Origin of the sequence: Idiomarina aminovorans, from assembly GCF_023155095.1 — a bacterium.
Classification (GTDB): Bacteria; Pseudomonadota; Gammaproteobacteria; order Enterobacterales; family Alteromonadaceae; genus Idiomarina; species Idiomarina aminovorans.
On record NZ_JAKNDA010000002.1, the window covers coordinates 331,169 to 357,718 of the forward strand.

A 26,550-nucleotide genomic window follows, 5' to 3' on the forward strand; every position below is an offset into this window, starting at 1 on the left:
TTGCCTGACATTCATGTCAGGCAACCTCGTTACGGCTGGCCTGCAACTTCTGCAAATGTGCTTTAAAATCGTAAATATCGCGGTCCAGAGCACTTTCACTGACATAAAGGTCGTAACCAAGCAGTTCCCTCATTTGCTCCATGCGTTTACCAAATACCCCAATCAAGCCTTTATACACTGTACCATTGGGGCTGATATAGCTGTCAGGAATATCAAAGTAAGCGGTGTAATCCTGGCGATCAGGTGCCTGATGCCGTAACGCCATTGTCAGTAACTGGCGTTGCTCAAAGAGTAGCGCAGACGCCAGACGTGGTGAAATATCATTCAGCACTTCCTCCACATGATACAAGCGGAATCCTAAATAGGGCGCATCTTCCAGCTCCAGTAGCCGGTTTACCCGGGGAACATCGTAACGAATAATATTTTCCCAACGAATATTCCACTGCCCACGACGGTGTAAATAGCGAATGCCTTCAGGCGTTATCACCAGTGATATAGGGGGCTCTATAATTTTTCCTATGCCCAGCAACATCAAAATACCCGATGCAGCGCCGAGTATCACCGACAGGCCAACTGGAATGTCATCGCGAATTAAATGCAAAAACACCAACAACGCAAATAGCAGTACCGCTAATCCACAAAAGGTGAGTGCATTGCGCTTAGCGTGTGGGGTCACATTAAATTGCATAATTTCTCCTGTGGTTTATTACGCAAACATGCGCTGTAATATTCCGCGGGTAAAGTCTTTCTTCAAATAAAACCCGCGTGGGCGTACTTCAATAGTGGTCCCATCCGGGCCTATAGCCTCGGTTAACGCCGAACCATCGGCTGCCTTAGGCCTAATTTGCATGGCTTCCCCCTGGCGTGCGGTAATATTTTCAACCTGACCCAATGCAATGCGGTCCATATGTTCTTCCCAGTCACTGCGCAGCCCTGCTTCTTCCTCGGCGCTGGGTACCCATAAAAAAGCACTGCCGACTACGCGCTCTGCCAAAGGCACCTCGCGGCGACCATCAATGGGCAGCCATAACACTTGCTGCAACTTATTTCGTACGTTAGAAGTTGCCCACTGGACTCCCTGAATATTCATTAATGGCGCGGTACAGACAAAAGTGGTTTCAAGCGGCTCGCCGGCAGGCGTTACCGGCAAGGTTTTCAGCTCTACGCCTAATTCAGGAAAGTCCTGCGTAGGCTTGGACCCCGCAGTAGCACCAAGCTGTAGCTCCAGTAGCTGGCCCACCCAACCCTTATCGCGCCGCAAATCTTCAGGGACTTGTAAACCGGATTCTGCAGCCAGCTGTGCAAACGAACGGCCGGCTAAAGCGGCTGCTCGCTGAAACAATGCTTCGATGGATTGTGGGCGTTGTGGCTTGTCGGTCATGGTTTAAATCTTCGTAAATAGTGAATCAGCATTTGCCCGCAACGGGGCTTTATGGAAGAATCCACTATAACAGAGAATAATTGAGGATGCTCGCGTGATAGATGCAGAAGGGTTCCGGGCAAACGTAGGAATCGTCATCTGTAACGGGCATGGGCAGGTATTTTGGGCTCGTCGAATTAACCAGCAGAGCTGGCAGTTTCCGCAAGGCGGCATTCACGAAGGCGAGACCCCTGAACAGGCGATGTACCGCGAACTCTACGAAGAGGTTGGGTTAAAGCCAGAGCAGGTTGAAATTCTGTACACCAGCCGTCAGTGGTTGCGTTATCGCTTACCTAAGCGCTTAATTCGACGTGAACAGCGGCCCATGTGTGTTGGACAAAAGCAAAAGTGGTTTTTGTTACGGCTTAAATGTTGTGAAGAAGACGTAGATGTATTGCATTCAGGTCATCCTGAGTTTGACGGCTGGCGCTGGGTCAGTTACTGGTATCCGGTGCGACAGGTTGTATCCTTCAAACGCGATGTTTACCGTCGGGTGATGAAAGAGTTTGCCTCACAGGCTTTGCCATTTCGTAATTCGGGAGGGCGTCAGCACAGGCGCAGACGATAAACATGATGCTGGTTACACTGCAACGGATAGTAGAGGGCGTAAACAAAGCACCTGATTTTAACATGGCTTTAAGCACCATGGTGGGACAGGTGCGCGACGCCTTAGAAACTGACAGTTGCAGCGTATTTTTGGCCGATAACGACCAAAAGCAGTTTGTGATGGCCGCCAGCGATGGGCTGCGTGCTGAAGACGGGAACCCGGTCCGGGTGGACTTTGGCGAAGGTATCATCAGTTTAGCGGCGCAGCGTGAAGAGCCGTTAAACATTGCCGATGCCAGCAGACATCCCTCCAATAAAAAGCTCAGTGACACTAACGAAAGCATTTACCGGGGCTTGTTGGCCGCACCTATTATCCACCGCCGTAAAGTGCTGGGTATTGTGGTTGTTCACCAGAGTGTTGCGCGCCATTTCAGTCGCGAAGAAGAAGCTTTTATTGTTACGCTGGCGGCGCAGCTGGCAGCGGTTATCGCGCACGCCGACGCCAAAGGTTTACTGGCCAGTGAACATTCCCCCTGGATACACAGCTTGCGGGGGCTGCCCGGTTCACCGGGTGTTGCCATCGGTGAAGCCTATGTTTCAAGGCCGGAAGCGCGTTTAGATGAAGTGATACCGCGTCGCTCGGACAAACCCATTCACGAAATTCGCAAATTCCGTCAGGCAGTTGGTCGCACTCGTGCCGACTTAAAAGAGCTGTCTAAGCGTATGAGCGGGCAGGTACCGGACGATACCCTGGCTATTTTTGATGTCTACCAGGGCATGCTGGATGCCGCCAGTATGGGCGATGCCGTCGAGAACATGATAAAAGACGGCTGGCGTGCGCAAACCGCATTAAAGTATGTGGTGGAGCAGTTTGTCGCTCAGTTTGAAGCGCTCGAAGACTCTTATTTGCAAGAGCGTGCAACCGATGTTCGTGACATCGGCCAGCGGGTTCTTATGCACTTACAAAACCGGCAGCGCAGACGTAAACCCTGGCCGGAACATTTTATTTTGATAGCGGATGAAGTCACGGCGTCTATGCTGGCAGAGCTGCCGCACGAACAAATTGCCGGTATCATTTCGCTCAACGGTTCCAGTAATTCGCACGCGGCTATTATGGCACGCAGCATGAACATTCCGGCGGTACTGGGTGTTGATGACATTGAACTGCATTTTTTCTCCGATAAGTTGCTGGCGGTTGATGGTTACACCGGTGAAATCTATGTGGACCCGCCAGCTCAGGTGCTGGCCCAGTTTCACCAGCTGGCGGAAGAAGAAGAAGAGCTGCGTGACATCGTTGTCGGACACAGTCATTTGCCGGCAGAAACGCAAGACGGTGAGCGTATTAGTCTGCATCTGAACCTGGGGCTCGACGTTAAGCACGACTACTTGAAAAGCCTGAATATAGACGGCGTGGGTCTGTATCGTTCAGAAATTCCGTTTATGATGCGCGACCAGTTGCCCACCGAAGACGAACAAACCGAAATGTATCAGGAAGTACTGGAACAGTTTCCTGATCAGCCGGTGGTCATGCGCACGCTGGATGTCGGCGGTGACAAACCTCTGCCGTACTTTCTGTTGAAAGAAGACAACCCTTTTCTGGGCTGGCGCGGTATACGTTTAACCCTGGACCACCCAGAAATTTTCCTGATTCAAATGCGCGCTATGCTGCGGGCCAGTATTGGCAGAAGCAACCTGCGCATTTTGCTGCCGATGATCACCAGTACCAGCGAGGTAGACGAAGCGTCCCGGCTTATTAAACAAGCGTATTTCGAGGTGGCCGAAGAGCAGGGGTGTGAAGTGGGGGTTAATCTGTTTCAGCCGCAGCTGGGGGTAATGATAGAAGTGCCGGCCGCCATTTATCAATTGTCGGCTATGGCGAATAAAGTCGACTTTTTCTCGGTGGGCAGTAACGACCTCACACAGTATTTACTGGCGGTGGACAGGAACAACCGGCGGGTTGCCAGCTTGTACGACGCCTATCACCCGGCTGTACTTGCCAGCCTCGATGAAATTGCCCGACGCTGTGAAGAAATTGGCAAACCTGTGAGTGTCTGTGGCGAGTTGGCCGGTGATCCGGGTGGGGCGTTATTACTGGTGGCCATGGGCTACCGGCAACTGAGCATGAACAGTTACAACGTGGATCGGGTACGCTGGATACTGCGTAATGTGCGCTCCAGTACGCTGAACGTAATGCTGGCTAAAGCGTTGCAGGCGCGAAACCCCAGCCAAATTCGCAAAATGATAGCCGAGAAGATGGAAAGCATCGGACTCGGTGGTTTTGTCAGAGCAGGGAAATAAGCATGTTACTCACCACCTGGCTTTGGTGTATTGGCGGCGGTGCCGTGGCGGGTTTATTAGCCGGGTTGCTGGGTATTGGCGGTGGGTTAGTTATAGTACCGCTGCTTATTTACCTACTGCCTATTCTAGGTGTACCACCCGAGCTGGTCGTACCCAGTGCCATTGCCACCAGCCTGGCTACCATTTGTATGACCACCGCCAGCGCCTCACGCGCTCATGCTAAACATGGGTTAATGGAAAACTTTTGGTTAATTAGAGTGCTGCCGGGCTTGTCCATTGGCGCAATGACCGGCGCGTTTCTGGTTACTGTTATTGACCCGGACTGGTTAAAGCGCATTTTCTCAATCGTCTTAATTTTATTGGCTATTCGCATGCTTTTTCCGCAAAAAACGGGCGAGCCGCTAACTTCTGTGTCTAAACGGCTGGTGGCGCTGGGCAGTTATAGTATTGGCACTATATCGGGTCTTGTCGGTATTGGCGGTGGAGCGCTGACAGTGCCGTTTTTAAGCCGTATGCGCCTGCCGGTGCGTCAGGCCATTGCTATTTCTTCGCTGGGCAGTTTTGTTATCGGCTGCAGTTCGGTGGTGATGTTTATTCTGAATGGCTGGCTCTCAGGCCGGGAGACCGGGGCTTTTGGTTTAATCAATGTACCAGCCTGGGTCGGTATTTCCGTGGCCTCGGTGTTATTAGCGCCGTTGGGTGCTAAACTCGCGCACAAATTACCGGTCAAACAGTTGCAGCGAGTTTTTGCCGCGTTTTTAATACTGATCGCCGTACAGCTCATTTTTAATTAACCATAAAACAGGGAGTACAAGCAGTGCCGTCAAATGACTATTGGCAGTTTCCCGCCATCGACCCGGTAGCATTCAGCATTGGCCCGATAGATGTACATTGGTATGGAATAACTTACTTAGTCGCCTTTGCCTTTGCCTACTTATGGGGCATGCGTCAGACCAAAACCGACCCAAACTGGAACAAAGACCAGTTTAGCGACTTGCTGTTCTGGAGCTTCATAGGCGTTATTCTTGGCGGACGAATTGGTTATACGCTGTTTTATCAATTCGATCGTTTTGTTGATAACCCCTTGTACCTGTTTTACATACACGAAGGGGGTATGTCTTTCCACGGTGGTCTGCTGGGCGTTATGGCAGCTATGTATCTTTATGCCCGCAAAAAAGCGCGCACTTTTTTACAAGTGGGAGACTTTGTTGCGCCGTTAGTGCCCATGGGTCTGTTTTTCGGTCGCATTGGTAACTTTGTTAACGGCGAGCTTTGGGGCCGCGCAGCCGAAGTGCCCTGGGCCATGTACTTTCCCAGTGGTGGATCGGTGGCGCGACATCCGTCGCAATTATACGAAGCTTTGTTAGAAGGCCTGCTGCTATTTGCTGTTATTATCTGGTTCCAGCGTAAACCCCGTGGTGTTGGTGCGGTCAGCGGCTTGTTCCTGCTGGGCTACGGTATAGCCCGCTTTATTGTTGAGTTCTTCCGCGAACCCGATGCCCACTTAGGCCTGCTGTCGCTGGGTATGTCTATGGGTCAATGGCTGACAATCCCCATGATCATCCTGGGTGTCATTTTGATGATGCGTGCGAAGAAACAACCACCTGCGGGCTGACGCGGGATATAGCCTGACATTCATGTCAGGTGAGATGCTACGCTGACCCACATAATTTGCTTATTTTTGCATAGGCTTCCACGGGCAATATCGCACCTGATGCAATAGCATCAGGCTACAGCATCAGGTACGATATGAAACATTACGCACAACAAAATCTGCACAAACAATGAAACAATATTTAGAGCTGTGTCGCCGCATTGTCGACGAAGGTATCTGGGTTAAAAATGAACGTACAGGCATTAATTGTCTAACGGTCATAAACGCCGATTTAGAGTACGATGTTGCCAACAACCAATTCCCGCTCATTACCACTCGAAAAAGCTATTACAAGTCAGCTATTGCTGAACTTTTAGGTTACCTGAGAGGCTACGATAGTGCCGCTCAGTTTCGTGATATTGGTTGCAAAACCTGGAGCGCCAATGCCAATGAAAACCAAGCCTGGTTAAATAACCCGAACCGCAAAGGCGAAGACGATATGGGGCGGGTATATGGGGTACAGGGCAGGTCATGGCAAAAACCTGACGGAAGTCACTTAGATCAGTTGAAAAAAGTGATAAACAATCTGTCAAAAGGCATTGATGATCGGGGAGAAATAGTAACCTTCTATAACCCGGGTGAGTTTGAACTCGGTTGTTTGCGCCCTTGCATGCATACTCATAATTTTTCCTTGTTAGGTGACACGCTTTACCTAACCTCATATCAGCGCAGTTGCGATGTCCCGCTGGGGCTTAACTTTAATCAAATTCAGTGCTTTGTTCTTTTAGCTTTGGTGGCACAAATTACCGGACACAAGTCGGGTAAGGCCTACCACAAAATAGTGAACGCTCACATTTACGAAAACCAGCTTGAGCTAATGCGTGATGTTCAACTGAAGCGCGAGCCTTTTCCTTCGCCGCAATTGCACATTAACCCTGAGATAAAATCTTTGGAAGACATTGAAACCTGGGTCAGCAAAGACGATTTCACTGTCAACCGCTACCAATGTCACGACCCCATTAAATACCCCTTTGCCGTGTAATAGTTAACCTGAACCCGGTGTAGCCTGACGTAAACGTCAGCCTACATCAATAGCTTCAGGCTATAGCTTATGGTTAACCGCCTTGGCGCTAAGCCGGAGTCCGGCGGGAGCAAGCAGTTTTTCGACGATAGATAAACGCGGGTCGGTCTTGCCTTTTTCAATGTCGCACAATGTTCTATCGGCCACACCAAGAAACTTGGCGTAATGAGCCTGATTAAGACCATATAAGTTCGTTCTGATTTTCTTAATTGCAGTCCCGAGAGAGATATTGCCTCTTCTATATCGTTTATTATCGCTCTGCGTTCTTCTATCGATAAATCATCCATGGTCTACACCGAAATCTGCTAATTTACTGTCAAGTTTGTTAAAACCAATAGCAGGGAATTCCAGTATTTCGCGAGGACAACCATGTTGTTCTAATAAAACAGGAACATTAACTAACCTTTCCGCCCAAAGCTGATGTTGGCAGCGTCCCACCATTTTCTTTTGTTAAATAGCTGAAGCGTTACGTTTTTCATTAATAATCCGGTTGTTTGTTGCTGTTTATTGGCAGTATTAGCTCATAAATCGGAATCAAACTGCCGCCGCCGGACGTTCACATACATGGCGCTAAACGGCACCATAGGTTAAACTAAAAGTATATTTTATGATCGGAGCCTGAAGCCTATGACGCTAAAAGTTACCTTGTGTGATGATTCAAAAATGGCGCGTAAGCAGCTATTGCGAACCTTGCCGGATGACTGGGATGCCGAAGTGCATCAGGCTGAGCACGGTGAGCAAGCGCTTACTTGTGTCCGTGAAGGCCAAGCTGAGGTGTTGTTTCTGGACTTGAATATGCCGGTAAAAGACGGCTACGAAACCCTGCAAGCTATAAAGCAAGAGCAACTGGAAAGCCTGGTTATTGTGGTGTCCGGTGATATTCAGCCCGAAGCGCAAAAACGGGTACAGGCTTTAGGTGCCATGGCTTTTGTGAAAAAGCCCATGAAGGTCGAGGAAGTTCAGACCTTATTGCAACAATTTGGTTTGTACCAGCCGGCAGGCGGACAACTTAAACTTGCCGGTGAGCAAAGTCAGGCTCCGGGGAATCCGCTCGATGTGTACCGCGAGGTGTCCAACGTGGCAATGGGCCAGGCCGGTGATCACTTAGCCCGGGTGCTGGACACCTTTATTGAATTACCCGTGCCCAATGTCAATTTTATTGCCCCGTCAGAATTGCACATGACCATTGAGTCCATTGATGCCAAACAGCAGGTGGCCGCAGTCAGTCAGGGTTTCTCGGGCAGTGGTATTTTGGGTGAGGCACTCACTTTATTTAACGAGGCTGCGATTGACGATATTGGCACATTACTGGGCAGCAAACTGGGCGAAACTGGCTCGGTGAAGCAACAGCGTATTGAATCACTGATGGACGTTGCCTCGATTTTATCGTCTGCCTGCTTAAATGGTTTAGGCCAGCAGTTGCACGTAGAGTTTGTGGCATCACAGCCGGTACTTTTAGGTGAGAACCAGTCCATGCGCGATTTAATAAAGCATGGTGAGCAGCGTTGGCAAAAAATTCTGGCCATAGAAATTGGTTATCAGTTGCCGGAACACAAACTGTCGTTTGATTTATTGTTGCTGTTCCCTGCTGACGCGGTAAAAATTCTTGATCAGCAATTGGCACACTGGCTGCAAGGAGACGACGAATGATAGATGACATGGACGAGCTGCACAGCAAGCTGAGTATTCTGGGCGCCATTGATGTTGGCATTGTGGTGGTTGATAACGACAACAACATTCAGATGTGGAATGAATTTATGCAGAACCACAGCGGTCTTCGGCCCAGCGAAGTGCGCGACAAAAACTTATTTCGTTGTTGTGCAGATATCGATGAAGCCTGGTTTCAGCGTAAAATAGACCGTGTACGGCAGTTAAATTCCCGGGTGTTTATTACCTGGCAGCAGCGCCCATATGTGTTTCGTTTTCGCCATAGCCGGCCCATAAGCGGTCAGAGCGAGTGGATGTATCAAAACGTGACCTTAATTCCGCTGAAAAACCCACGCGGTGAAGTGCATCAGGTGGGCATTATTATTTACGATGTGAGTGAACAACCCAGTCATGAATGAAGTACCGGATCAGCGCTTTGGTGGTGTCAGCCGTGTTTACGGGCAACCGTCGTTAACGCATTTTCAGCGCTTGCATATTGTGGTTGCCGGGCTTGGCGGTGTGGGCTCCTGGGCGGTGGAAGCACTGGCCCGAACCGGCATTGGCAAGCTGACACTCATTGACTTAGACGATGTCTGCACCACCAATATTAACCGTCAGCTACCGGCCACTGATGACACCATTGGTCAGCTGAAAACCGAGGTATTGGCGCAGCGGGTCAAAGCCATTAACCCCAACTGTGAAGTTCGCGTTATTGATGACTTTTTGCTGCCGGAAAACTTTGAAGAATACTTAACCGGTGCCGATGCCGTGCTCGACGCTATAGACAGTGTCAACACCAAAGCGGCCTTAGTGGCCTGGTGCAAACGCCGGAAATTACGTTTACTGGTGTGTGGCGGTGCCGGCGGTCAGATAGACCCCGGTATGATCCGGGTGGGGGATCTCGCCAAAGCCAAACAAGACCCCCTGCTGGCTAAAGTGCGCTCACAACTGCGCCGTGACTATGGCTTTTCCAAAAATCCCAAACGAAAATGGGGGGTCGACTGTGTGTACTCCGAAGAACAACTGCGTTACCCGGTTATTTCCGGTGAGCAGGAAGGCGAAGTAACACTACAAAAACCCGGCTCCGGCTCCATGCGCATGGACTGCAGCTCCGGCTTCGGCGCCGCCATGGTGGTTACCTGCAGCTTCGCTATGCAAGCTACCGCTGTTTTGTTGAAAAAAGTGTAATTTGTCGGTGAGCACGACCGGCGGTTACAGGAGCTAATGCGGAGGTGTGCAGCGCCAAGGATGGCGCTGCCCAAGCCCTACAGGGATGTATTCACAGGTGTCCTCCGCAGTAGCTCCTATAACCTCAGCGCTCATTCACAACCCGCTGCTTCAGAGTTTTGGCGACTTGGTACAGGCCGTTGCTGCGCGAAGGGCTTAAGGCGTTGTCCAGGCCTTCCGCGCAGTAAAAGGCGTCAATGTCAAAGGCAGCTATTTCATCTACTGAGCAGCCATCCAGCCGCTGCTGCAATAAAGCGAGCAAGCCACGCACAATACGGGACTCCGAATCAAAGCGAATCACCACCGCCTCTGCATTAGAAGTATCCAGCCACAGCCACACTTTGGCCTCGCAGCCACCCACCAGATAATCGTCAGCGCGACATTCGGCCGGATATTCTGGTAGACTTCTGGCTTGTTGAACTAAATGACGAAAAAGCTGTTCCCAGCTGGCCATGTAAACTCTCCCTTACGGCAATAGAGTTTTATTCTCCCATAACTTGTGAGATCGACGCCAGTCTAGGATAATGGCACCATAATAAAGACCAATATTGAGAACATTCCAGAAAAAGGAAGACAACATGAAAATACTTGTCGCGGTTAAGCGCGTCATTGACTACAACGTCAAGGTGCGAGTTAAACCAGATCAGTCCGATGTCGATTTGGCGAACGTCAAAATGGCACTCAACCCATTCTGCGAAATCGCTGTAGAAGAAGCCGTACGCTTGAAAGAAGCGGGCACTGCAGACGAAGTTGTGGTGGTTTCTATTGGCCCGAAAGCGGTACAGGAACAGTTGCGCACTGCGCTGGCGCTAGGTGCTGACCGCGCCATTCAGGTTGAAACCGATAACATGCCGGACTCTTTATCCGCTGCCAAAATCTTAAAAGGTGTGGTAGAGAAAGAAGAGCCGGACATGGTTATTCTGGGTAAACAGTCTATCGACTCAGACAACAACCAAACCGGCCAAATGCTGGGTGCTTTAACTGGCATGCCGCAGGGTACTTTCGCGTCGAAAGTGGAAATGAACGACGGCTTTGTTAACGTTATTCGTGAAATCGATGGTGGCCTGCAAACGGTTAAATTGAGCCTGCCGGCGGTTGTGACTACCGATTTACGGTTGAACGAACCGCGCTACGCGTCGCTGCCAAACATTATGAAAGCCAAACGTAAACCACTGGAAACCACCACCCCGGACGAGCTGGGTGTGGAAGTCAAGCGTACGATTAAGCTGCTGAAAGTTGAAACGCCTGCTGAACGTAGTGCCGGCGTAAAAGTAGCCGATGTAGATGAGCTGGTCGATAAACTGAAAAACGAGGCGAAAGTATTATGAGCATCTTAGTGGTAGCAGAACACGACAATAACGCGGTTGATCCTTCAACCCTGAAAACGTTAGCCGCTGCACAGCAAATCGGTGGCGACATCGAGGTACTGGTTGCCGGTAAAGGGTGCTCAACCGTTGCTGAAAACATTGCAAAAGCTGACGGCGTGAAAAAAGTGGTTTTAGCTGATAACGACGCTTACGAGCATCTGTTGGCCGAAAACATCGCTGATCTGGTTGCCGACTTCGGTAAAGGCTACAGCCACATTCTGGCCCCCGCCACCACCACTGGTAAAAACTTTATGCCGCGTGTGGCAGCCTTGTTAGACGTAGCTCAGGTTTCAGACATTATCTCGGTAGAAAGTGACGACACCTTTAAGCGTCCAATTTACGCCGGTAACGCCATTGCCACCGTGCAGTCAGAAGATGAAATCAAAGTCATCACTGTGCGCGCAACCGCTTTTGACGGCGTTGCAGAGGAAGGCGGTAGTGGCGACGTTGAGAGTATCGACGCCGTATTTAACAACGAAAAATCGGAATTTGTGGGTGAACAGCTGGCAGAATCTGAACGTCCTGACCTGACTGCAGCCGAAATCGTTATTTCGGGTGGTCGTGGTATGCAGAACGGCGAAAACTTCCACCTGCTGGAAGACGTTGCCGACAAACTGGGTGCTGCCGTAGGTGCATCACGTGCCGCTGTCGACGCGGGCTTTGTACCCAACGACATGCAGGTAGGTCAAACCGGAAAAATTGTGGCACCACAGCTTTATGTTGCGGTCGGTATCAGCGGTGCTATTCAGCACTTAGCGGGCATGAAAGACTCTAAAGTCATCGTGGCTATTAACAAAGACGAAGAAGCGCCAATTTTTCAGGTGGCGGACTACGGTTTAGTGGCTGATTTATTCGAGGTACTACCAGAATTAAACAGTAAACTGTAATTTTTTTCGTACGTTTTTTGTACTCTTAAATCGCTGCTGGCGCCCTATTTTAAGCGTCAGTAGCGACACTTTCCCGCATTTTTTCCAACAACTTGTTATATTTTTGTGTTCTTACACTTGCATATTTTTAACTCATCGGACATGATTCAAGCATAACCGCCAAACAAGTTTAAAGGATTAGGTGGCTCACCATGAAAAGAAGAACAACTATGCTAAAAAAACTTCCTCTGGCTACGGCCATTGCACTGAGCTTTGCCGTGCCAAGCCAGGCAGCTGACTTTGAAGTCGGTGATTACGAAATTAAATTCGATTCTATTTTGTCTTACGGCGCTGCATGGCGCATGGAAGATCAGGCCAATCACCTAATGCACCCGGGGAACCGCGCCGGAGGAACCGCGCAGTCCAGTGTCGGTGACGACGGTAACCTGAACTTCGATAAAGGCGATTTAGTGTCATCGGTAGTCAAAGGCGTGCACGACTTAAGCATTGATGGTGGCGACCATGGTGCCTTTATTCGTTTCAACTATTGGTATGACTACGTGGTTTCAGAAGAAAATATGCCGCATGGCCATGCGGGTAACAATTACTTCCCCGACACCAAGTTAAACGATGACATTTTCGATGATTATTCGCAGGGTAAAGGCGTTGAATTGCTCGATGCTTTTGTTTATGCAAACTTTGATATTGGCAGCATGCCTGCGAACCTGCGGGTGGGTAGACAGGTTTTAAGCTGGGGTGAAAGTACCTTCGTATTCAACGGCATTAACGACATTAACCCGCTGGATGTTAACGCGGCACGTCGGCCGGGTGCAGAAGTTAAAGAAGCCTTGCTACCGGTGGGTATGGTCAGCACCAGTATTGGTTTAACCGACTCATTAAACCTGGAAGCTTTCTACCAGTACGAGTGGGACAACACCAAGCTGGACGGTTGCGGTACCTACTTTTCAAGCGTTGATATTATTGGTGGCCCGGGCTGCGGTAAAGTAACGCTTAACCCCGAATTAACCGAAGGAAACTTTTTAAGCGACTTCGAATCAGTACAAGCGGGCGCTTATATCGGCAGCAATCCGGTCTTAGAAGCCTCAGATAGTGGTCAATGGGGGGCGAACCTGCGTTATTACTCGCTGGATTTAGGTACTGAGTTTGGTATTTATTACCTGAACCTGCACAACAACACACCGATTATTTCGGCTTACAACTGGAAAGAAGACCCACGTCCCAGCCAGGAAGGTGTCTCGCCTTTAGACCTTGGTTTTACCTGGTCTTCCCCTAATGGTTACCCCATTGACGGGCCGCGTCTGGTGCTTGAGTATCCCGAAGATACCGAAGTTTACGGTTTAAGTTTTAGTTCAAACATCGGGTTATGGACAGTGGCTGGTGAGTACAGCTATCGCGATGGTGTGCCGGTGCAAATTAATACCACAGAGTTATTAACGACTGGTTTGCGTCCGAACGTGCCAAGCACGTTTTCAAGTCGCTTCAACAACACATCCATTGGTGGTGAAGGCTTAGCAAGTGGTTACGACCGCTTAGATGTCAGTCAGGCGCAGGTAAGCTTTGTGCGTTTTGTCGACCGCTTGTGGGGCTCTGACCGCATGACCTTTGTCGGTGAAGTGGCAATGAACAGCGTTCATGACATGCCGGGCATTCAGGAGCAGCGTTACGGGCGGTTGCCGTTATATGGTAAGTGCTTAACTCAAACCGACATGAACCCGCTAATTGGTGCGGCTGAGCAAGCGGGTCGCGAGGATGTTGCTGCGCTTATGCAAAGCCGGGTCGGTAACTGCGAAGGTTTTGCAACGTCAACATCATGGGGGTACCGCACCCGCTTCCAGTTTGAGTATTCAAACGTTTGGCAGGGCTGGAGCTTAAACCCAACGGTTCAGTTTAACCATGACGTTAATGGTTATTCGACCAATAACAACTTTATTGAAGGTCGTAAATCACTGGGTCTGGACCTGACCGCTGATTATCTGTCTACTTATAAAGTAACGCTGGGTTACACCATGTATTCAGACGAAGAGCTTGACCCGTTAGCTGACCGTGATTTTGCGTCAGTTAGCTTCTCTTACGCGTTCTAATACATTGATTCATACCATGAATCACGATAAAACCGTCTCTGTTAAGGCGGTTTTTTATTTTTCGGGAGAACAACAATGAAAAATTGGATAATAACAGCGGCTGCGCTGATGCTTTCGGGCACAGCGGTAGCTCAGGAAAAACTCCAGTTAGAGGACATATTTACTTTAGAGTATGCATCATCACCCAGCATTCACCCCAATGGTGAATGGACCGTATTTGTGCGTCAGTCTATGGACATTAACAACGACCGCAAAGTAGGTCGTTTATGGGCCAGCCTGCCCAACGGCGATATTCGCCCGTTAACCGGTGACCAGGGCAGCGAAAGCCAGCCGGCATGGTCACCCAGTGGCGACCGTCTGGCCTACGTATCCACTGAAACGGGTTCGCCGCAAATTCATATCTACTGGGTTGATTCGGGCGACAGTGCGGCTGTGACCCAACTGACGAAAGCACCATCAAGCTTAAGCTGGTCGCCCGACGGCAGCCAAATCGCTTTTTCTATGTTTACGCCAAAACCGCAACCGGCACCAGTAAGTTTGCCCGGCAAACCCCAAGGCGCGAACTGGACAGAAGCCCCGAAATACGTCGACAAAGACAACTACCGTTATGACGGTGGTGGTTACGCTAAAGACGGGCATCAGCAAATTTATGTGATACCTGCTACCGGCGGTTCGCCGCGTCAGTTGACCAACGATGAATTTAACCACGGCGGCGATCTGGCATGGTCAGCAGACAGTAAACACCTTTTCTTTTCGGCTAACCGCCACGACAATGCGTTCCGCAACCCGGTAAACAGCGAAATTTACCGGTTAACCCTGAACAGCAAAGAAATCACCGCTATTACCGAACGCGACGGACCTGACTCCTCGCCTCAGGTGTCGCCCAACGGTAAAAAAATTGCCTTTACCGGTTATGACGACACCAAAATGAGTTTTCAGGCCTCTAAGCTGTACGTGATGAACCCGGACGGGTCAGGCATTAAAGAGTTGACCGGCAATTTAGACCGCAGCATTACCGGGTTTGAGTGGGACACCGACAGCCAGGGTATCTATTTTACCTACGACGACAACGGCGTGGGTCGGTTAGCGCGTACCACCTTAAACGGTAAGCATAACAAACTGACCGATCGCGTCGGCGGGCTTTCATACAGTCGCCCATATGGCGGCGGTGATTTCAGCGTAGCCAAAGGTGACCGTATAGCCTTTACTATTTCTAACCCTATGCGCCCGGCCGAGCTGGCAATATGGGAAGATAATAATGTACGCCAGCTAACACGCTTAAACGAAGACGCACTGGCGCACAAGCAATTAGCCAAAGTAGAAGAAATTAACTACAAGTCGAGTGTTGACGGTATCGATTTACAAGGCTGGATTGCTTACCCGCCAAACTTTGATAAAGACAAAGAATACCCGTTAATGCTGGAAATTCACGGTGGCCCGCACACAAATTACGGCCCGCGTTTTGCCGCAGAAATTCAGCTGTTTGCGTCAGCCGGCTATGTGGTGTTGTATACCAACCCACGTGGCAGCACCAGTTACGGCTCAGACTTTGCCAACGAAATTCATCACAACTACCCAAGCCACGACTACAATGACTTAATGGACGGAGTAGACGCGGTTATCGACAAAGGTTTTGTTAACGAAGACCAGCTGTTCGTCACCGGTGGTAGCGGCGGTGGTGTATTAACCGCGTGGATAGTCGGCCATACTGACCGCTTTAAAGCCGCAGTAGTGGCTAAGCCAGTGATCAACTGGTACAGCTTTGTGTTAACCGCTGACATGTACAACTTCTTTTATCAGTACTGGTTCCCGGGTATGCCGTGGGACAACATGGAACATTACATGAAGTATTCACCTATCAGCTATGTGGGTAATGTGACGACACCAACCATGCTGATGGTGGGCGAGAACGACTACCGCACACCGGTGTCCGAAACCGAACAGTACTATCAGGCCTTAAAACTGGAAGGGGTCGACACTGCTATGGTTCGTATTCAGGACTCAGGCCATGGCTTGTACGCACAGCCCAGCAACCTGATGAACAAAGTTGCGTATATACTGCATTGGTTTGAGAAATATAGGTAGGATTAAAGTAAATCTAGATTTAGAAGCCTCTGTGATTAATGTCACAGAGGCTTCTTACAGGTTATAGCCAAATAGATAAAAGTCCGTATCGTAAAATTCAGATAAGCGCTCTGCGTTAGCTGTGGATAAGCTTTCTACTTTAGCACTTTTGTTTGTATTGACTTTTGATAGTGTACGGTCGACTCCTATTTTTTGGCAAATATAGTTAAAATCGGCATTAATGTTTTCGAACCGTCCAATGAAGTCTATCCCTATTTGCTTATCCTTTTTATTACCGGTGTAATTTATAAAACGATATTGTGGAGTGAAGTGTAGGCTTTTAAAATCATCTGGACTTTTTAAAAAAGCTTCGCAGAAATCGTTAACACCCTCAAATCTAGCCATTACCCCTTGCAATTTCCGGTCAGAAAGAAATGGACTGTTACCTTTCAAAAAGTTAAAACTAGATTCAAACCGGGTTAAAGGGTTTCGGACAAAACTAAATTTGAATAAAGACTCTGTTTTTTTGGGATCGCTAAAATAATAATCAGAAACTTTTTTGTGACCTACCTGATGACCATATAGTGTTAACGAAATAGAACTGCCTGCAGCTTTCGGTATATGAGTGAATAATGAGTTTTGATGTTTAAAAGAAGCGTGTAGTGGTGATGCAGTAAGCTTTCTTGGAAGCTTTTTCGCAAACAACTTGTTAAAAGCGTAAGTCATAGTTATCCCTTGAATTTAAATCGTACGGTCTCTTTTATCTTATTAAAAGGTCTTTTCTTTACCGTTCTTCTAGCAGAAATTTTTTGGATCTCGCTTAGTTCGCCCGATACATTTGCTACGTAGGGAATCAAGCCTTGGACCTTGATGTTTAGTTCCCAGGACCACTGTAAATCTACGTCAACAGGCCGAAAGAATGGTGGTCTATTTTTTAACAAGCGCTTGGCGCCTTCACGGCTTACAATCTGGGCAACGGTCCCGGTAGGCGGCTTTTTATAATCAACTAGAGATACGTTATCGCCTTTCGGAGTTTTTACCAACTTAGCTTCAGTATAAGGACGATGTTTAAATGGACAAGAAAGCTTCAAATAGTGCCATTCTGTTTCTATATTAGGAACAGACTCAATAACATCTTTAAAGTTCGGCTCTAATAATAAGTCATCTTCAAGAATTACAGCAAAATCTAAGCCATCTTCAATAATTTTTTCCCAGCACTTAACGTGGCTCAAATAGCAGCCCATTTCTCCTAGTGTTAAATCATAGTGGTAGCGTTTTTGAGCCATTTTGTCATCAAAAACTTTATTAATCAGTTCATTTTCTAGAGTCTTACCGTCAACGGCAGAGATCCGCTCGAAATCAACTCCGGCTGAATCTAGTTGCCCGGCCGCATTATTGAGACGCTCAACCGAGCGGTCCAGGTTGATAAGAAAAATAGAATAGTTCATAGAGTGGCATCCATTAATTAGCACAATGTATCTTGCCCAATTCTACAATATATTTATCAGAAACAATAATCCTAGCTGAGTAATGACATGATGTAGTCTTGCTTTCATACGGCTGGTAGTAAATGTGGGCTCGTTATCCTCTAAAAAGTTAGTTAGAATTAATCATTCTTCATTACAGATTAATTTGTTATGTCAAAGTTTTTAGTGACAGGTGGGGCTGGTTACATTGGTTCCCATACTGTTGTTGAGTTGCTTAAAAGTAATCACCAAGTAGTTGTCCTTGATAATTTAGCGAATGGCTATGAGTCTTGTTTGAGAAGAATTGCGCAAATTACAGGAAAAAAACCTGAGTTTGTTTTAGGTGATGTACGAGATGCTGAAAAAGTTGCGAGGATTCTTCGAGATAAACGAATAGATAGTGTCATTCATTTTGCTGGACTGAAAGCTGTCTCAGAAAGTGTGAATAAGCCCTTAGAATATTATGACGTAAATGTTCATGGCACTTTGGCTTTGTGTAAAGCGATGAAAAAGGCTCGGGTTAAACGTCTTATTTTTAGTTCATCCGCTACCATATATGGTGTTGAAGCTCCCGTCCCTTATCTAGAGTCGATGCCGCGAGGCAAAACCTCTAACCCGTATGGTGAGAGTAAGGCAGTGGTCGAACGGTTTTTAACCGATTTATCGCATTCTGATCCTGATTGGTCTGTTAGTTTATTGCGTTATTTCAATCCTATAGGGGCTCACCCAAGCGGCTTTATTGGAGAAGCCCCGAAAGGGATTCCAAATAACTTGCTTCCGTTCATCACTCAAGTTGCTATTGGCCAGAGAGAAGTGTTATCAGTTTTTGGGAACGATTATAAAACGGAAGATGGGACGTGTGAACGAGATTATTTACACGTTATGGACTTGGCTGAAGGGCATCGATTGATCGCGGAGCAGTGCGGTCCTAAGCCTGGTGTGCATATCTATAACTTGGGTACGGGGAAGCCTGTATCTGTTTTGAAAATGATAGAGCACTTTGAAAAAGTGAACAAAGTTTCAGTACCATTCCGTATCGAAGATCGCAGAGATGGCGACTTAGATGCGTTTTGGGCTGATGTGTCAAAAATTGAGCATGAATTGAATTGGCATGCTGAGCGGGGACTGGATGACATGCTAAAAGATGCGTGGCGTTGGCAGTTACAAAACCCTGATGGATACTCTTGCTAGACTAATATGGCCAGCTTAAAGGCTGAGAAAACATTAAGGAATCCATAATGCCCTGGAGCACTCTTTTAGCCGAAGAAAAACAAAAGCCATACTTTCAGCAGTTGTGGCAGCGCGTTGAGCAGGCACGGCAGGAAACTGTGGTGTACCCGCCCAAAGAAGACGTGTTCAACGCGCTGAAGCTGACCGAGCCGGAGCAGGTGAAAGTGGTGATTCTGGGGCAGGACCCCTACCACGGCCCCGGGCAGGCGCACGGCTTAAGCTTCTCGGTGCCCGAAGGGGTTAAGTTTCCGCCGTCGCTGCGCAATATGTTTAAAGCCATTGCTATGGACTACCCCGACACCGTACTGCCAAAACACGGCGATTTAACCAGCTGGGCACAGCAGGGCGTGTTGTTGCTCAATACCGTGCTTACTGTAGAGCAGGGAAAAGCCCACAGTCATGCCTGCTGGGGCTGGGAAACCTTTACTGACACCGTTATCAGCAAAGTATCAGCGGCGACCGAAAACGTGGTGTTCCTGCTCTGGGGCGCGCACGCACAAAAGAAAATACCGCTTATAGACGGCAACAAACATTGCATACTGACTGCACCACACCCCTCGCCTTTGTCTGCACACCGTGGTTTTTTCGACGCCAACCATTTTCGTAAAGCCAACGAGTATTTGCAGGACCATGGCCGCCAGCCCATTCGGTGGGCGTGATGGTATCTACAATTTATGGTCTAACTTTTTGACCGCGTTGGATAATCAACGTCTATAAAACGTAAATTCTAAAATTTGCGTTTTATTTGTTATTCTACTATATTAAAACTCAATTATTTGCTTTGGATAACAATAATGGCAAGGGTTAGAACGCCGCCCTCTATGGAAAAGTTATTTTCAGAATTTCCATCTAAAGCGGTTTTTAAAACAATGGAAACTTATAGTCTCACTAACTCGAAAGGTGAGTACTTACCGTGGGACAAATTCAAGTGGCGGGTTAATAAAGGAGATAACGCAGAACTCGCTTGGTTAGCAACCAAACTTGCGAGAACTAATGTGAGCCGGAATTTACCAGAGTTGTGCCTGACCAATGACGCCTCTTGTTTTAAAGCTTGTATCCCGGACTCTTTACAGGCCAAACTCCACTATATTGATAAGCTGAGCGGAGGTTCGCAAAGCGTTTCCGATCATCCTTTCTTCGGAAAGCAGGAAAAGAATGCCTATTTGGTCCAAAGTTTATTGATGGAAGAGGCGATTACGTCTTCGCAGCTGGAAGGAGCGTCGACAACGCGCAAAGTTGCGAAAGAGATGCTTGAATCGGAACGTCAGCCAAAGAACAAATCCGAACAAATGATTGCCAATAACTATCGTTTAATGAAGCGGGCAGTCAGTCTGAAAAATGATGAGTTAAGCATTCCTCTCATTTTAGAGTTACACGAGATAGCGACCCATAACGCTATCGATAATGACGCGGTTCCGGGTGAATTCAGAACCCGCGACGATATTGATATACGCGACCAGTATAACGACGTAGCGCATGTGCCACCAGCGGCACGTAGCCTACAGGAACGTATGGAAAAGCTGTGTCAGTTTGCCAATGAAGAGCACGGACAACTTGACTCGGACAACTTCATTCATCCTTTAGTAAAAGCTATCATTCTGCACTTTATGGTGGCCTATACTCACCCTTTTGGCGACGGCAACGGGCGTACTGCAAGAGCGCTATTTTATTGGTTTATGCTGAAGTCGGGCTATTGGCTGTTCGAGTATGTGTCCATTAGTAAACTGATTCAGGAAAAACGCACCGATTATGATCGGGCGTTTTTATACACCGAAACTGACGATAATGACCTAACGTACTTTCTGTATCATCAGGTAGGCATTGTGGTGAAAGCCGTTGATGCTTTGCGGGACTACATAGAGCGTCAACAAAAAGAAATATTCGAGTTCATGAATTGGGTAGAAAAAAGCTCTGTTGCCAAAGCTCTAAAAAGGGGGCAGCTCGACGTACTAAAAGAAGCTGTGAAAAATCCGGGGCGGATATTCACAGTGAAAACCGTCGCGAACAACCTCGGCTGCAACGACAACACCGCACGCACTTATTTGAACGACCTTGCCAAACGTGACCTACTACTTGTCGGCAAGGGCAGCAAAGGCAAAGCTGTGCGCTACATAGCCCCTGCAGACCTCGCCGAACGGCTGTAGCCTGATGTGATCGCATGCCCTCTGTAGCCTAACGTTCACGTTAGGTGAGATACTTTAATTCACGCGAATAGATGAATAAAGGTGGCAACGCACTTAAATTACTTTATTTTCACTGCATCTAATGAATTTTGTTGATTTAATACTATTTTACTCCTATATTCACTTTATCGAGTGAATTTGGAGGCGTTATGCTGTTAGAAGCAAGAGATACGAAGACTATCGGCAAAATTGCCAAAATCGTACGACAGCAGCAAGAGCTGGATCAAACCACGGCAGGCTCTTTCGCTGGCTGTGGTATTAATTTCGTCAGTCAGTTTGAAAATGGCAAACCCACCGTGCAGTTCGAAAAAGCACTAAACATATTGAATGCGCTTGGTATAAAAGTGTATTTAGATGTTCCCGACAGTTCGCACAGTGAGAAGCTCTCAAAATTAGTGGATGCCGACACACATGAGTAAGTCGATTATCGAAGAGCGCTTACTGGTCGTTTACATTAACGATGACATTATTGGGCAACTGAGAGAGCATAATGGCCTATGGGCATTTGAATACGCGCCTGACTGGATCAATCAACCCGGCAGCTTCCCGCTAACACCGTCGTTGACTCTACAACAAGAGCCTCATATTGATACCGGCACCCAGCGTCCGGTTCAATGGTTTTTTGACAACCTGTTGCCGGAAGAGAAGGCGCGGGAGGTTCTGGCAAAAGACTACCAACTGGACAAAGAGGACGCTTTCGCACTGCTGGAGGCTATTGGCTCTGAGTCAGCGGGCGCTGTTACGCTTTTAAAATCAGGCGAAGAACTTTCGCCAGGGGAGCTATTTTTGCTGCCTGACAACGAGCTCAGCGAACGAATTCGCAAACTACCGAAAACGCAGCTTAACAAAAAAGAGCGCAAACGAATGTCCCTTGCCGGGGCACAGCATAAAATGCTGCTGGTGATAAAAGACAACAGACGTTTTGAACCTGGCGGACAAATGCCATCAACCCATATCCTCAAGCCCGAACACTCTGATCCAGAGTCATACTGGTTTACGGTTCGTAATGAATACTTTGTGATGACTTTAGCTGCCAAATGCCAGTTAAACGTCCCCAATGTGGCTATCGATTATGTACCAGAGCCCGTTTATATTGTGGAGCGTTTTGATCGTATCGGTGGCTTGGAGAACATAAAACGGCTGCACGTTTTGGATGGTTGCCAAATTTTGGATATATCAGCGTCGGCAAAGTACCGCGCAAGTAATATCGATGCGCTTAAGCGTCTCATTCAAATGACAAGGGCCCCGGCGCAAACCGCCGTTCGTTTGTTTCGCTGGGCACTGTTTAATTTTCTGGTCGGAAATGGTGATGCTCACCTCAAAAACCTGACATTTTCCCACGGTTTGAACGACTGCCAGCTCATGCCGCATTATGATCTTTTGTCGACAGCTGTCTATGCCACAGCTCGCGAGCATATTAACGAGGAATTATCTCAGCCTTTGGGAACTGCTAAATATTTTGGACAAGTGACCCAGGGTGATTTGTTGGCATTCGCTCAGGAATTAAACCTGAATAAACGCGTTGCAGAACGTGAAATTTATTGGTTATGCAATAAAATGCAGCAGGAAGCGGATGCTTTAATACAACAGTTGGAAGAAAGTCCGGTCTATCATGGAAAGGCCGGTGAGCTTCAGCTATTGCGGAATATTCGATACCGTTGCATTGGCGAGTTTGTTGATCAGATAACCTCTGCGTAGCCTAACGTTCACGTTAGGTGAGATACCTATTAAGTATTACAGTTATGTATATAATTAATATTAGCGTTATAGTTATGTGGTAAATGTTATTTTATGCTACAGTTATATCAATAAAGGCACTAATAAGGCAGCAATATGGCTAAACTGTATTTCTCAACGACAACGGAGCAAAGCCGTAAACTGACTCGCCGTGAAAAAAAAGTGAATTAAAGCGTTTATACCGGGGCATTTATACTGACGCGAGTTACGAAAACCTGACTTCTCTTGTTCTAAAGGAGTGGGCAAAAATAGTCAATTATTTGCTGCCGGACGCCATAGCCGCTTACCGAACAGCGCATGAGCTTCGTCCTGTCGAAGGTGCGGTGTCTGTGGTTGATAATGTGACTGCCCGCCGGAAAATTGATATTGCGTCCATATTAACCATTTACATTTGGCCCGGTTCAACCACTGAGCTGGTTGAACCTTTTTTGCCAGAAATGAAACGCTCAGCACCGGCCCGCCAGTACTTAGAAAATCTGACGGTTAGCCGATCGACAGTAAAGAAAAGTCTGGGGCAACACTGGGTAGAAGAGCGGTTATGTATTGAGGTTAACCGTACAAATAATGAAGATAGATTAAACCAAATACGCGATGAAGCCCGCAAATTTGCAAATAATCATGGCTATGAAAGTGAATTTGAAAAGCTCAGCGCAATAATCAGTGCATTACTCACAACCCATTCCGGCGAATCCATTTTAAAAACGGAGGTTGGCCTGGCTAACGCACGACAAGAACCCTTTGACGCGCATCGCATCGCGCTTTTTAAAGACTTGGCCAATTACCTAAAACGCTGCCAGTTACCGAAGCTACCTTACCAATACAACAAGCTTGGCTGGAATCACCTGGCCTTTTTTGAAAGTTACTTCTCGAACTACATAGAAGGCACAGAGTTCGAAATTGACGAAGCTGAGCAAATTGTTTTTCAACGTAACGAGGTTAATAATCGTCATGCGGACAGTCATGATGTTCTGGCTGTCTATGATCAAGTGGTTGATTATGAGGGTATGAGTATCACTCCTGAAACCCCTGACGAACTGATTGAAAGCTTACAGCGCCGACATTTCGAGTTTTTATACGAACGTCCCGATAAAAATCCCGGCCAGTTTAAGTCGAAAGTGAACAAGGCTGGCAGTAGCACCTTTGTCGCACCCAATGACGTTGTGGGCACACTAACGCAAGCTTTTGATATTTATAAATCTTTGCCGGAAGGGCTCTCCAGGGCAACATTCATGCAGCTTTTAGTGTCGGAATGCCATCCGTTTGACGACGGTAATGGTCGTCTTTCACGTATTATGATGAACGCGGAGCTGCATGCAGCCGGTGAATATAAACTGATAGTTCCCACGGTGCATCGGGACAGTTATTTGAACGGTCTGAGAAAAGCAACGCGAGACGGAAACTTTAAAACTCTGGTAAAAGTCTTTTACCAGTTGCAACGCTACACCGCGTCTATTGACTGGGCCGACTATGGCGAAGCACGAGACAGCCTGGAAGCGCACAAAGCGCATTTGCTGCCTGACGAGGGCATCGCCGACTTTAATCGGCAAATTCGACAATATCGGTTTAACCCACCGCCAATACCGTAATTCGACATCAATCAACATTCATCTGATACCGTTCCCGAATTTTCGCCGCCAAAGCCGCGCGGGCATCATGCTCGCCATGAATTAGCCGTATGCGCTTAACCGGCTGTTCGGTGGCGTCAATAAAGTCCAGCAGCTCCTGTTGGTCGGCGTGGGCGGAGTAGCCGCCTAAGGTGTAAACACCGGCTTTAATCCATACCCGTTCATGGTCTAAATTAACGTAACCGCCGCCCGGACCATACCGCTGAATATTGCGTCCGGGGGTGCCGGCGGCCTGATACCCTACAAACAGCACATCGGTGCGTGGGTCGGGCAATAAAGCCTTTAAGTAGTTGAGCATGCGCCCGCCGGTACACATGCCACTGGCAGCAATGACAATGCAGGGGTCACCGCTGCTCTGCAGGTAATTCACAATGCGCTCGTGTTCGCTGTGGTCATCGACTGTCAGCATACGGTCAAAGTTGAGTGGGTGCCGGTCTTCGCTTAAGCGTTGGTGCGCGTCTTCGTCCCATAAGGCTTTCATGGCACGGTACTGTTTGGTGAACTGCGCTGCCAGTGGTGAATCTAAAATAACCGTCATTTTTTGCCACAGAGGTTCAGCCACCCCGGTTTTAGCCTCTTGTTCACGCGCCCGGTGAATAATGTCTTCCAGTTCGTACAGCAGTTCCTGCGTGCGGCCAATACTAAAGGCCGGAATTAAAATAACGCCTTTGTTCTCAACGCAGCGTTCCACCACCGCCTTTAACCGCTGCGCACGCTCAGTTCGCGACTCATGGTTTTTGTCGCCGTAAGTACTTTCCAGTAATAAAAAGTCGGCACGCTCAAGCGGTGTCGGGTCGGGCAGTAGCGGGGTATTTTTACAACCTAGGTCACCCGAGAACACCACACGGTAGTGGGTACTCACATTTTCAATTTCCACATACGAAGAGCCCAGAATATGTCCGGCCTGACGAAAGCGCAGCTTAAAAGGCTGTGAAGCAAATTCCGTCGGTAGCTCAGTCCAGTCATCATACGCCACCGGAATCAGCTGGCGCCGAAGCCGGGCAATAACCGCGTCGATAATCTCGGCATTGCGGGTTAAACCGACTTTTAAAGCGTCTTCAATAACCAGTGGCAACAACAAAGCAGTGGCTTTGGTGCAGTAAATGGAGTCGGTGAAGCCCGCAATAAGCAACCAGGGCAGGCGGCCTACGTGGTCAATGTGGCAGTGGGTCACTACCAGCGCTTGTACCTTGCTTATGTCAAAATCGATTTTCTGCGCGGAATTATCGTCTTTGCCCGCGGCATCCTCGCCCTGAAATAACCCGCAATCAATTAAAAGTGAGTGGTCACTGTCTAAGAATAGCTCGTGGCAAGAGCCCGTAACCCCTTCAAACGCACCGTGGTGAATGACATCCATGTTGTTGGTTCCTTTATTTGGCTATTTTAAAATTATGCCTGATGTAATCCTCAGGCTACTCTAAGCCTAAAGAAATCTCTAGCGTCAAAGAGAAGGAGATGTCGTATTCTGAACTCAAAATTTGACAGAAATATAATCAAAACTATTATTGAGCCGATTTAACCCTCTTGTTTTTGCAACAATAATGAATATTGCAAAATATCGCAAATTGCGATATTCTTTTGGTGTAGAAAAAACATACATCAGGGCAAATTGAAGAGGTAGTCGTTATGAATGCTCAACAGGATGATAATGTAGCACTCGGGGAAATTGCATCAGCATTGAGTGCTACGGCAAATAATTTTGAAGGAAGTGCCGCTGAGCTTTTCCGCTACACTTCTATGCCAATAGAATCAGAAACCGAAGTCCTCGAACGCGCAGAAATCATGGACTATTTAATGGACTGCGCGAAGCACGAGAGTGATATTGTTTTAGTCTTTGCTAATGCCATAGCCGACCGTATTGAGGAGTTTGAAAGAGAAATGGATATGCCTTCCGTTTCTGTAGCTGAACGCCTGCGCCTGTTGATGAATGAAAAGTCGGTTAAACAAAAAGACCTTAGTAACATAGCCCCACAAAGCGTTATCAGTGAAATTTTAAACGGAAAGCGCAATGTTAATTTAAAGCAAGCTAAAGGTTTGTCTGAGTTTTTCAAATTGCCGGTAGGGTATTTTGTCGCTTGATACTCACGTCAGAACCGA

At 47.9% G+C, this 26,550-nt stretch carries 26 protein-coding genes; 19 read left to right on the plus strand and 7 right to left on the minus strand.

The window, feature by feature from the left end; all coding sequences use genetic code 11:
- Positions 1-16: 16 nt before the first annotated feature.
- Together L8G48_RS05700 and mutH are read right to left on the minus strand one after the other, a co-directional pair.
- Entirely contained in the window at positions 17-688 is a 672-nt protein-coding gene (locus L8G48_RS05700) for a DUF2982 domain-containing protein (RefSeq protein WP_248263638.1), read from the minus strand.
- Between the two features lie 18 nt (positions 689-706).
- Entirely contained in the window at positions 707-1,381 is a 675-nt protein-coding gene (gene mutH, locus L8G48_RS05705; protein ID WP_248263639.1) for a DNA mismatch repair endonuclease MutH, read from the minus strand.
- A gap of 94 nt (positions 1,382-1,475) precedes the next feature.
- Between mutH and rppH the strand changes: the two genes are divergently transcribed.
- From rppH to L8G48_RS05730, 5 genes are all read left to right on the plus strand, one after another.
- Positions 1,476-1,988: an RNA pyrophosphohydrolase gene (gene rppH / locus L8G48_RS05710; RefSeq protein WP_248263640.1), complete on the plus strand. Its 513-nt coding sequence runs from the start codon at positions 1,476-1,478 to the stop codon at positions 1,986-1,988.
- 5 nt (positions 1,989-1,993) lie between these two features.
- Positions 1,994-4,264, plus strand: a complete 2,271-nt coding sequence (gene ptsP / locus L8G48_RS05715; RefSeq protein ID WP_248263802.1) for a phosphoenolpyruvate--protein phosphotransferase — start codon at positions 1,994-1,996, stop codon at positions 4,262-4,264.
- Positions 4,265-4,266: 2 nt separating this feature from the next.
- The gene (locus L8G48_RS05720) at positions 4,267-5,058 is read left to right on the plus strand and encodes a sulfite exporter TauE/SafE family protein (protein ID WP_248263641.1); all 792 of its coding nucleotides are present in this window, start codon (positions 4,267-4,269) and stop codon (positions 5,056-5,058) included.
- A gap of 23 nt (positions 5,059-5,081) precedes the next feature.
- Positions 5,082-5,879 (plus strand): prolipoprotein diacylglyceryl transferase, encoded by a 798-nt coding sequence (gene lgt / locus L8G48_RS05725; RefSeq protein ID WP_248263642.1) that lies wholly within the window; start codon positions 5,082-5,084, stop codon positions 5,877-5,879.
- 169 nt (positions 5,880-6,048) lie between these two features.
- The gene (locus tag L8G48_RS05730; RefSeq protein ID WP_248263643.1) at positions 6,049-6,900 is read left to right on the plus strand and encodes a thymidylate synthase; all 852 of its coding nucleotides are present in this window, start codon (positions 6,049-6,051) and stop codon (positions 6,898-6,900) included.
- Positions 6,901-6,960: 60 nt separating this feature from the next.
- On the opposite strand, the gene L8G48_RS13520 is transcribed toward L8G48_RS05730, so the two are convergent.
- Complete coding sequence (locus L8G48_RS13520; RefSeq protein WP_348983642.1) at positions 6,961-7,215, minus strand: helix-turn-helix transcriptional regulator; 255 nt, start codon at positions 7,213-7,215, stop codon at positions 6,961-6,963.
- A gap of 351 nt (positions 7,216-7,566) precedes the next feature.
- Between L8G48_RS13520 and L8G48_RS05740 the strand changes: the two genes are divergently transcribed.
- The 3 genes from L8G48_RS05740 to tcdA are packed head-to-tail and all read left to right on the plus strand — an operon-like array spanning position 7,567 to position 9,774.
- The gene (locus tag L8G48_RS05740) at positions 7,567-8,589 is read left to right on the plus strand and encodes a response regulator (RefSeq protein WP_248263644.1); all 1,023 of its coding nucleotides are present in this window, start codon (positions 7,567-7,569) and stop codon (positions 8,587-8,589) included.
- Complete coding sequence (locus L8G48_RS05745; protein ID WP_248263645.1) at positions 8,586-9,005, plus strand: PAS domain-containing protein; 420 nt, start codon at positions 8,586-8,588, stop codon at positions 9,003-9,005. The genes L8G48_RS05740 and L8G48_RS05745 overlap by 4 nt, the downstream gene beginning before the upstream one ends.
- Entirely contained in the window at positions 8,998-9,774 is a 777-nt protein-coding gene (gene tcdA / locus L8G48_RS05750) for a tRNA cyclic N6-threonylcarbamoyladenosine(37) synthase TcdA (protein ID WP_248263646.1), read from the plus strand. Before L8G48_RS05745 ends, tcdA begins: the two co-directional genes overlap by 8 nt.
- A gap of 124 nt (positions 9,775-9,898) precedes the next feature.
- Here tcdA and L8G48_RS05755 read toward each other — a convergent pair whose 3' ends face one another.
- Complete coding sequence (locus tag L8G48_RS05755; RefSeq protein WP_248263647.1) at positions 9,899-10,267, minus strand: SufE family protein; 369 nt, start codon at positions 10,265-10,267, stop codon at positions 9,899-9,901.
- A gap of 124 nt (positions 10,268-10,391) precedes the next feature.
- On the opposite strand from L8G48_RS05755, the gene L8G48_RS05760 reads away from it, so the two are divergent.
- From L8G48_RS05760 to L8G48_RS05775, 4 genes are all read left to right on the plus strand, one after another.
- Positions 10,392-11,141, plus strand: coding sequence for an electron transfer flavoprotein subunit beta/FixA family protein (locus tag L8G48_RS05760; RefSeq protein ID WP_248263648.1), 750 nt, complete (start codon positions 10,392-10,394; stop codon positions 11,139-11,141).
- The gene (locus tag L8G48_RS05765; RefSeq protein ID WP_248263649.1) at positions 11,138-12,067 is read left to right on the plus strand and encodes an electron transfer flavoprotein subunit alpha/FixB family protein; all 930 of its coding nucleotides are present in this window, start codon (positions 11,138-11,140) and stop codon (positions 12,065-12,067) included. Before L8G48_RS05760 ends, L8G48_RS05765 begins: the two co-directional genes overlap by 4 nt.
- Before the next feature lie 191 nt (positions 12,068-12,258).
- On the plus strand, positions 12,259-14,148 hold the full coding sequence (locus L8G48_RS05770; RefSeq protein ID WP_248263650.1) for a DUF1302 domain-containing protein: 1,890 nt from the start codon (positions 12,259-12,261) through the stop codon (positions 14,146-14,148).
- Positions 14,149-14,223: 75 nt separating this feature from the next.
- Complete coding sequence (locus tag L8G48_RS05775) at positions 14,224-16,233, plus strand: S9 family peptidase (protein ID WP_248263651.1); 2,010 nt, start codon at positions 14,224-14,226, stop codon at positions 16,231-16,233.
- Between the two features lie 54 nt (positions 16,234-16,287).
- Here L8G48_RS05775 and L8G48_RS05780 read toward each other — a convergent pair whose 3' ends face one another.
- Positions 16,288-16,938 carry a sulfotransferase family 2 domain-containing protein gene (locus L8G48_RS05780; protein WP_248263652.1) on the minus strand — a complete coding sequence of 217 codons (651 nt, stop codon included), beginning with the start codon at positions 16,936-16,938 and terminating at the stop codon, positions 16,288-16,290.
- Between the two features lie 2 nt (positions 16,939-16,940).
- Complete coding sequence (locus tag L8G48_RS05785) at positions 16,941-17,660, minus strand: glycosyltransferase family 25 protein (RefSeq protein ID WP_248263653.1); 720 nt, start codon at positions 17,658-17,660, stop codon at positions 16,941-16,943.
- 189 nt (positions 17,661-17,849) lie between these two features.
- Between L8G48_RS05785 and galE the strand changes: the two genes are divergently transcribed.
- The 6 genes from galE (at position 17,850) to L8G48_RS05815 (ending at position 24,414) form a co-directional block, all read left to right on the plus strand.
- Positions 17,850-18,869 (plus strand): UDP-glucose 4-epimerase GalE, encoded by a 1,020-nt coding sequence (galE, locus tag L8G48_RS05790; protein WP_248263654.1) that lies wholly within the window; start codon positions 17,850-17,852, stop codon positions 18,867-18,869.
- A 47-nt stretch (positions 18,870-18,916) separates the two neighbouring features.
- Complete coding sequence (gene ung, locus L8G48_RS05795; protein ID WP_248263655.1) at positions 18,917-19,567, plus strand: uracil-DNA glycosylase; 651 nt, start codon at positions 18,917-18,919, stop codon at positions 19,565-19,567.
- 135 nt (positions 19,568-19,702) lie between these two features.
- The gene (locus L8G48_RS05800) at positions 19,703-21,052 is read left to right on the plus strand and encodes a Fic family protein (protein ID WP_248263656.1); all 1,350 of its coding nucleotides are present in this window, start codon (positions 19,703-19,705) and stop codon (positions 21,050-21,052) included.
- A gap of 188 nt (positions 21,053-21,240) precedes the next feature.
- Positions 21,241-21,510 (plus strand): helix-turn-helix domain-containing protein, encoded by a 270-nt coding sequence (locus L8G48_RS05805; protein WP_248263657.1) that lies wholly within the window; start codon positions 21,241-21,243, stop codon positions 21,508-21,510.
- Positions 21,503-22,789 (plus strand): HipA domain-containing protein, encoded by a 1,287-nt coding sequence (locus tag L8G48_RS05810; RefSeq protein ID WP_248263658.1) that lies wholly within the window; start codon positions 21,503-21,505, stop codon positions 22,787-22,789. Before L8G48_RS05805 ends, L8G48_RS05810 begins: the two co-directional genes overlap by 8 nt.
- A gap of 299 nt (positions 22,790-23,088) precedes the next feature.
- Positions 23,089-24,414 carry a Fic family protein gene (locus L8G48_RS05815; RefSeq protein WP_248263659.1) on the plus strand — a complete coding sequence of 442 codons (1,326 nt, stop codon included), beginning with the start codon at positions 23,089-23,091 and terminating at the stop codon, positions 24,412-24,414.
- Positions 24,415-24,421: 7 nt separating this feature from the next.
- On the opposite strand, the gene L8G48_RS05820 is transcribed toward L8G48_RS05815, so the two are convergent.
- On the minus strand, positions 24,422-25,810 hold the full coding sequence (locus L8G48_RS05820; protein WP_248263660.1) for an MBL fold metallo-hydrolase: 1,389 nt from the start codon (positions 25,808-25,810) through the stop codon (positions 24,422-24,424).
- A 269-nt stretch (positions 25,811-26,079) separates the two neighbouring features.
- Here L8G48_RS05820 and L8G48_RS05825 point away from each other — a divergent pair, with 269 nt between their 5' ends.
- Positions 26,080-26,532: a helix-turn-helix domain-containing protein gene (locus tag L8G48_RS05825; protein WP_248263661.1), complete on the plus strand. Its 453-nt coding sequence runs from the start codon at positions 26,080-26,082 to the stop codon at positions 26,530-26,532.
- The last annotated feature ends 18 nt before the right edge of the window (positions 26,533-26,550 follow it).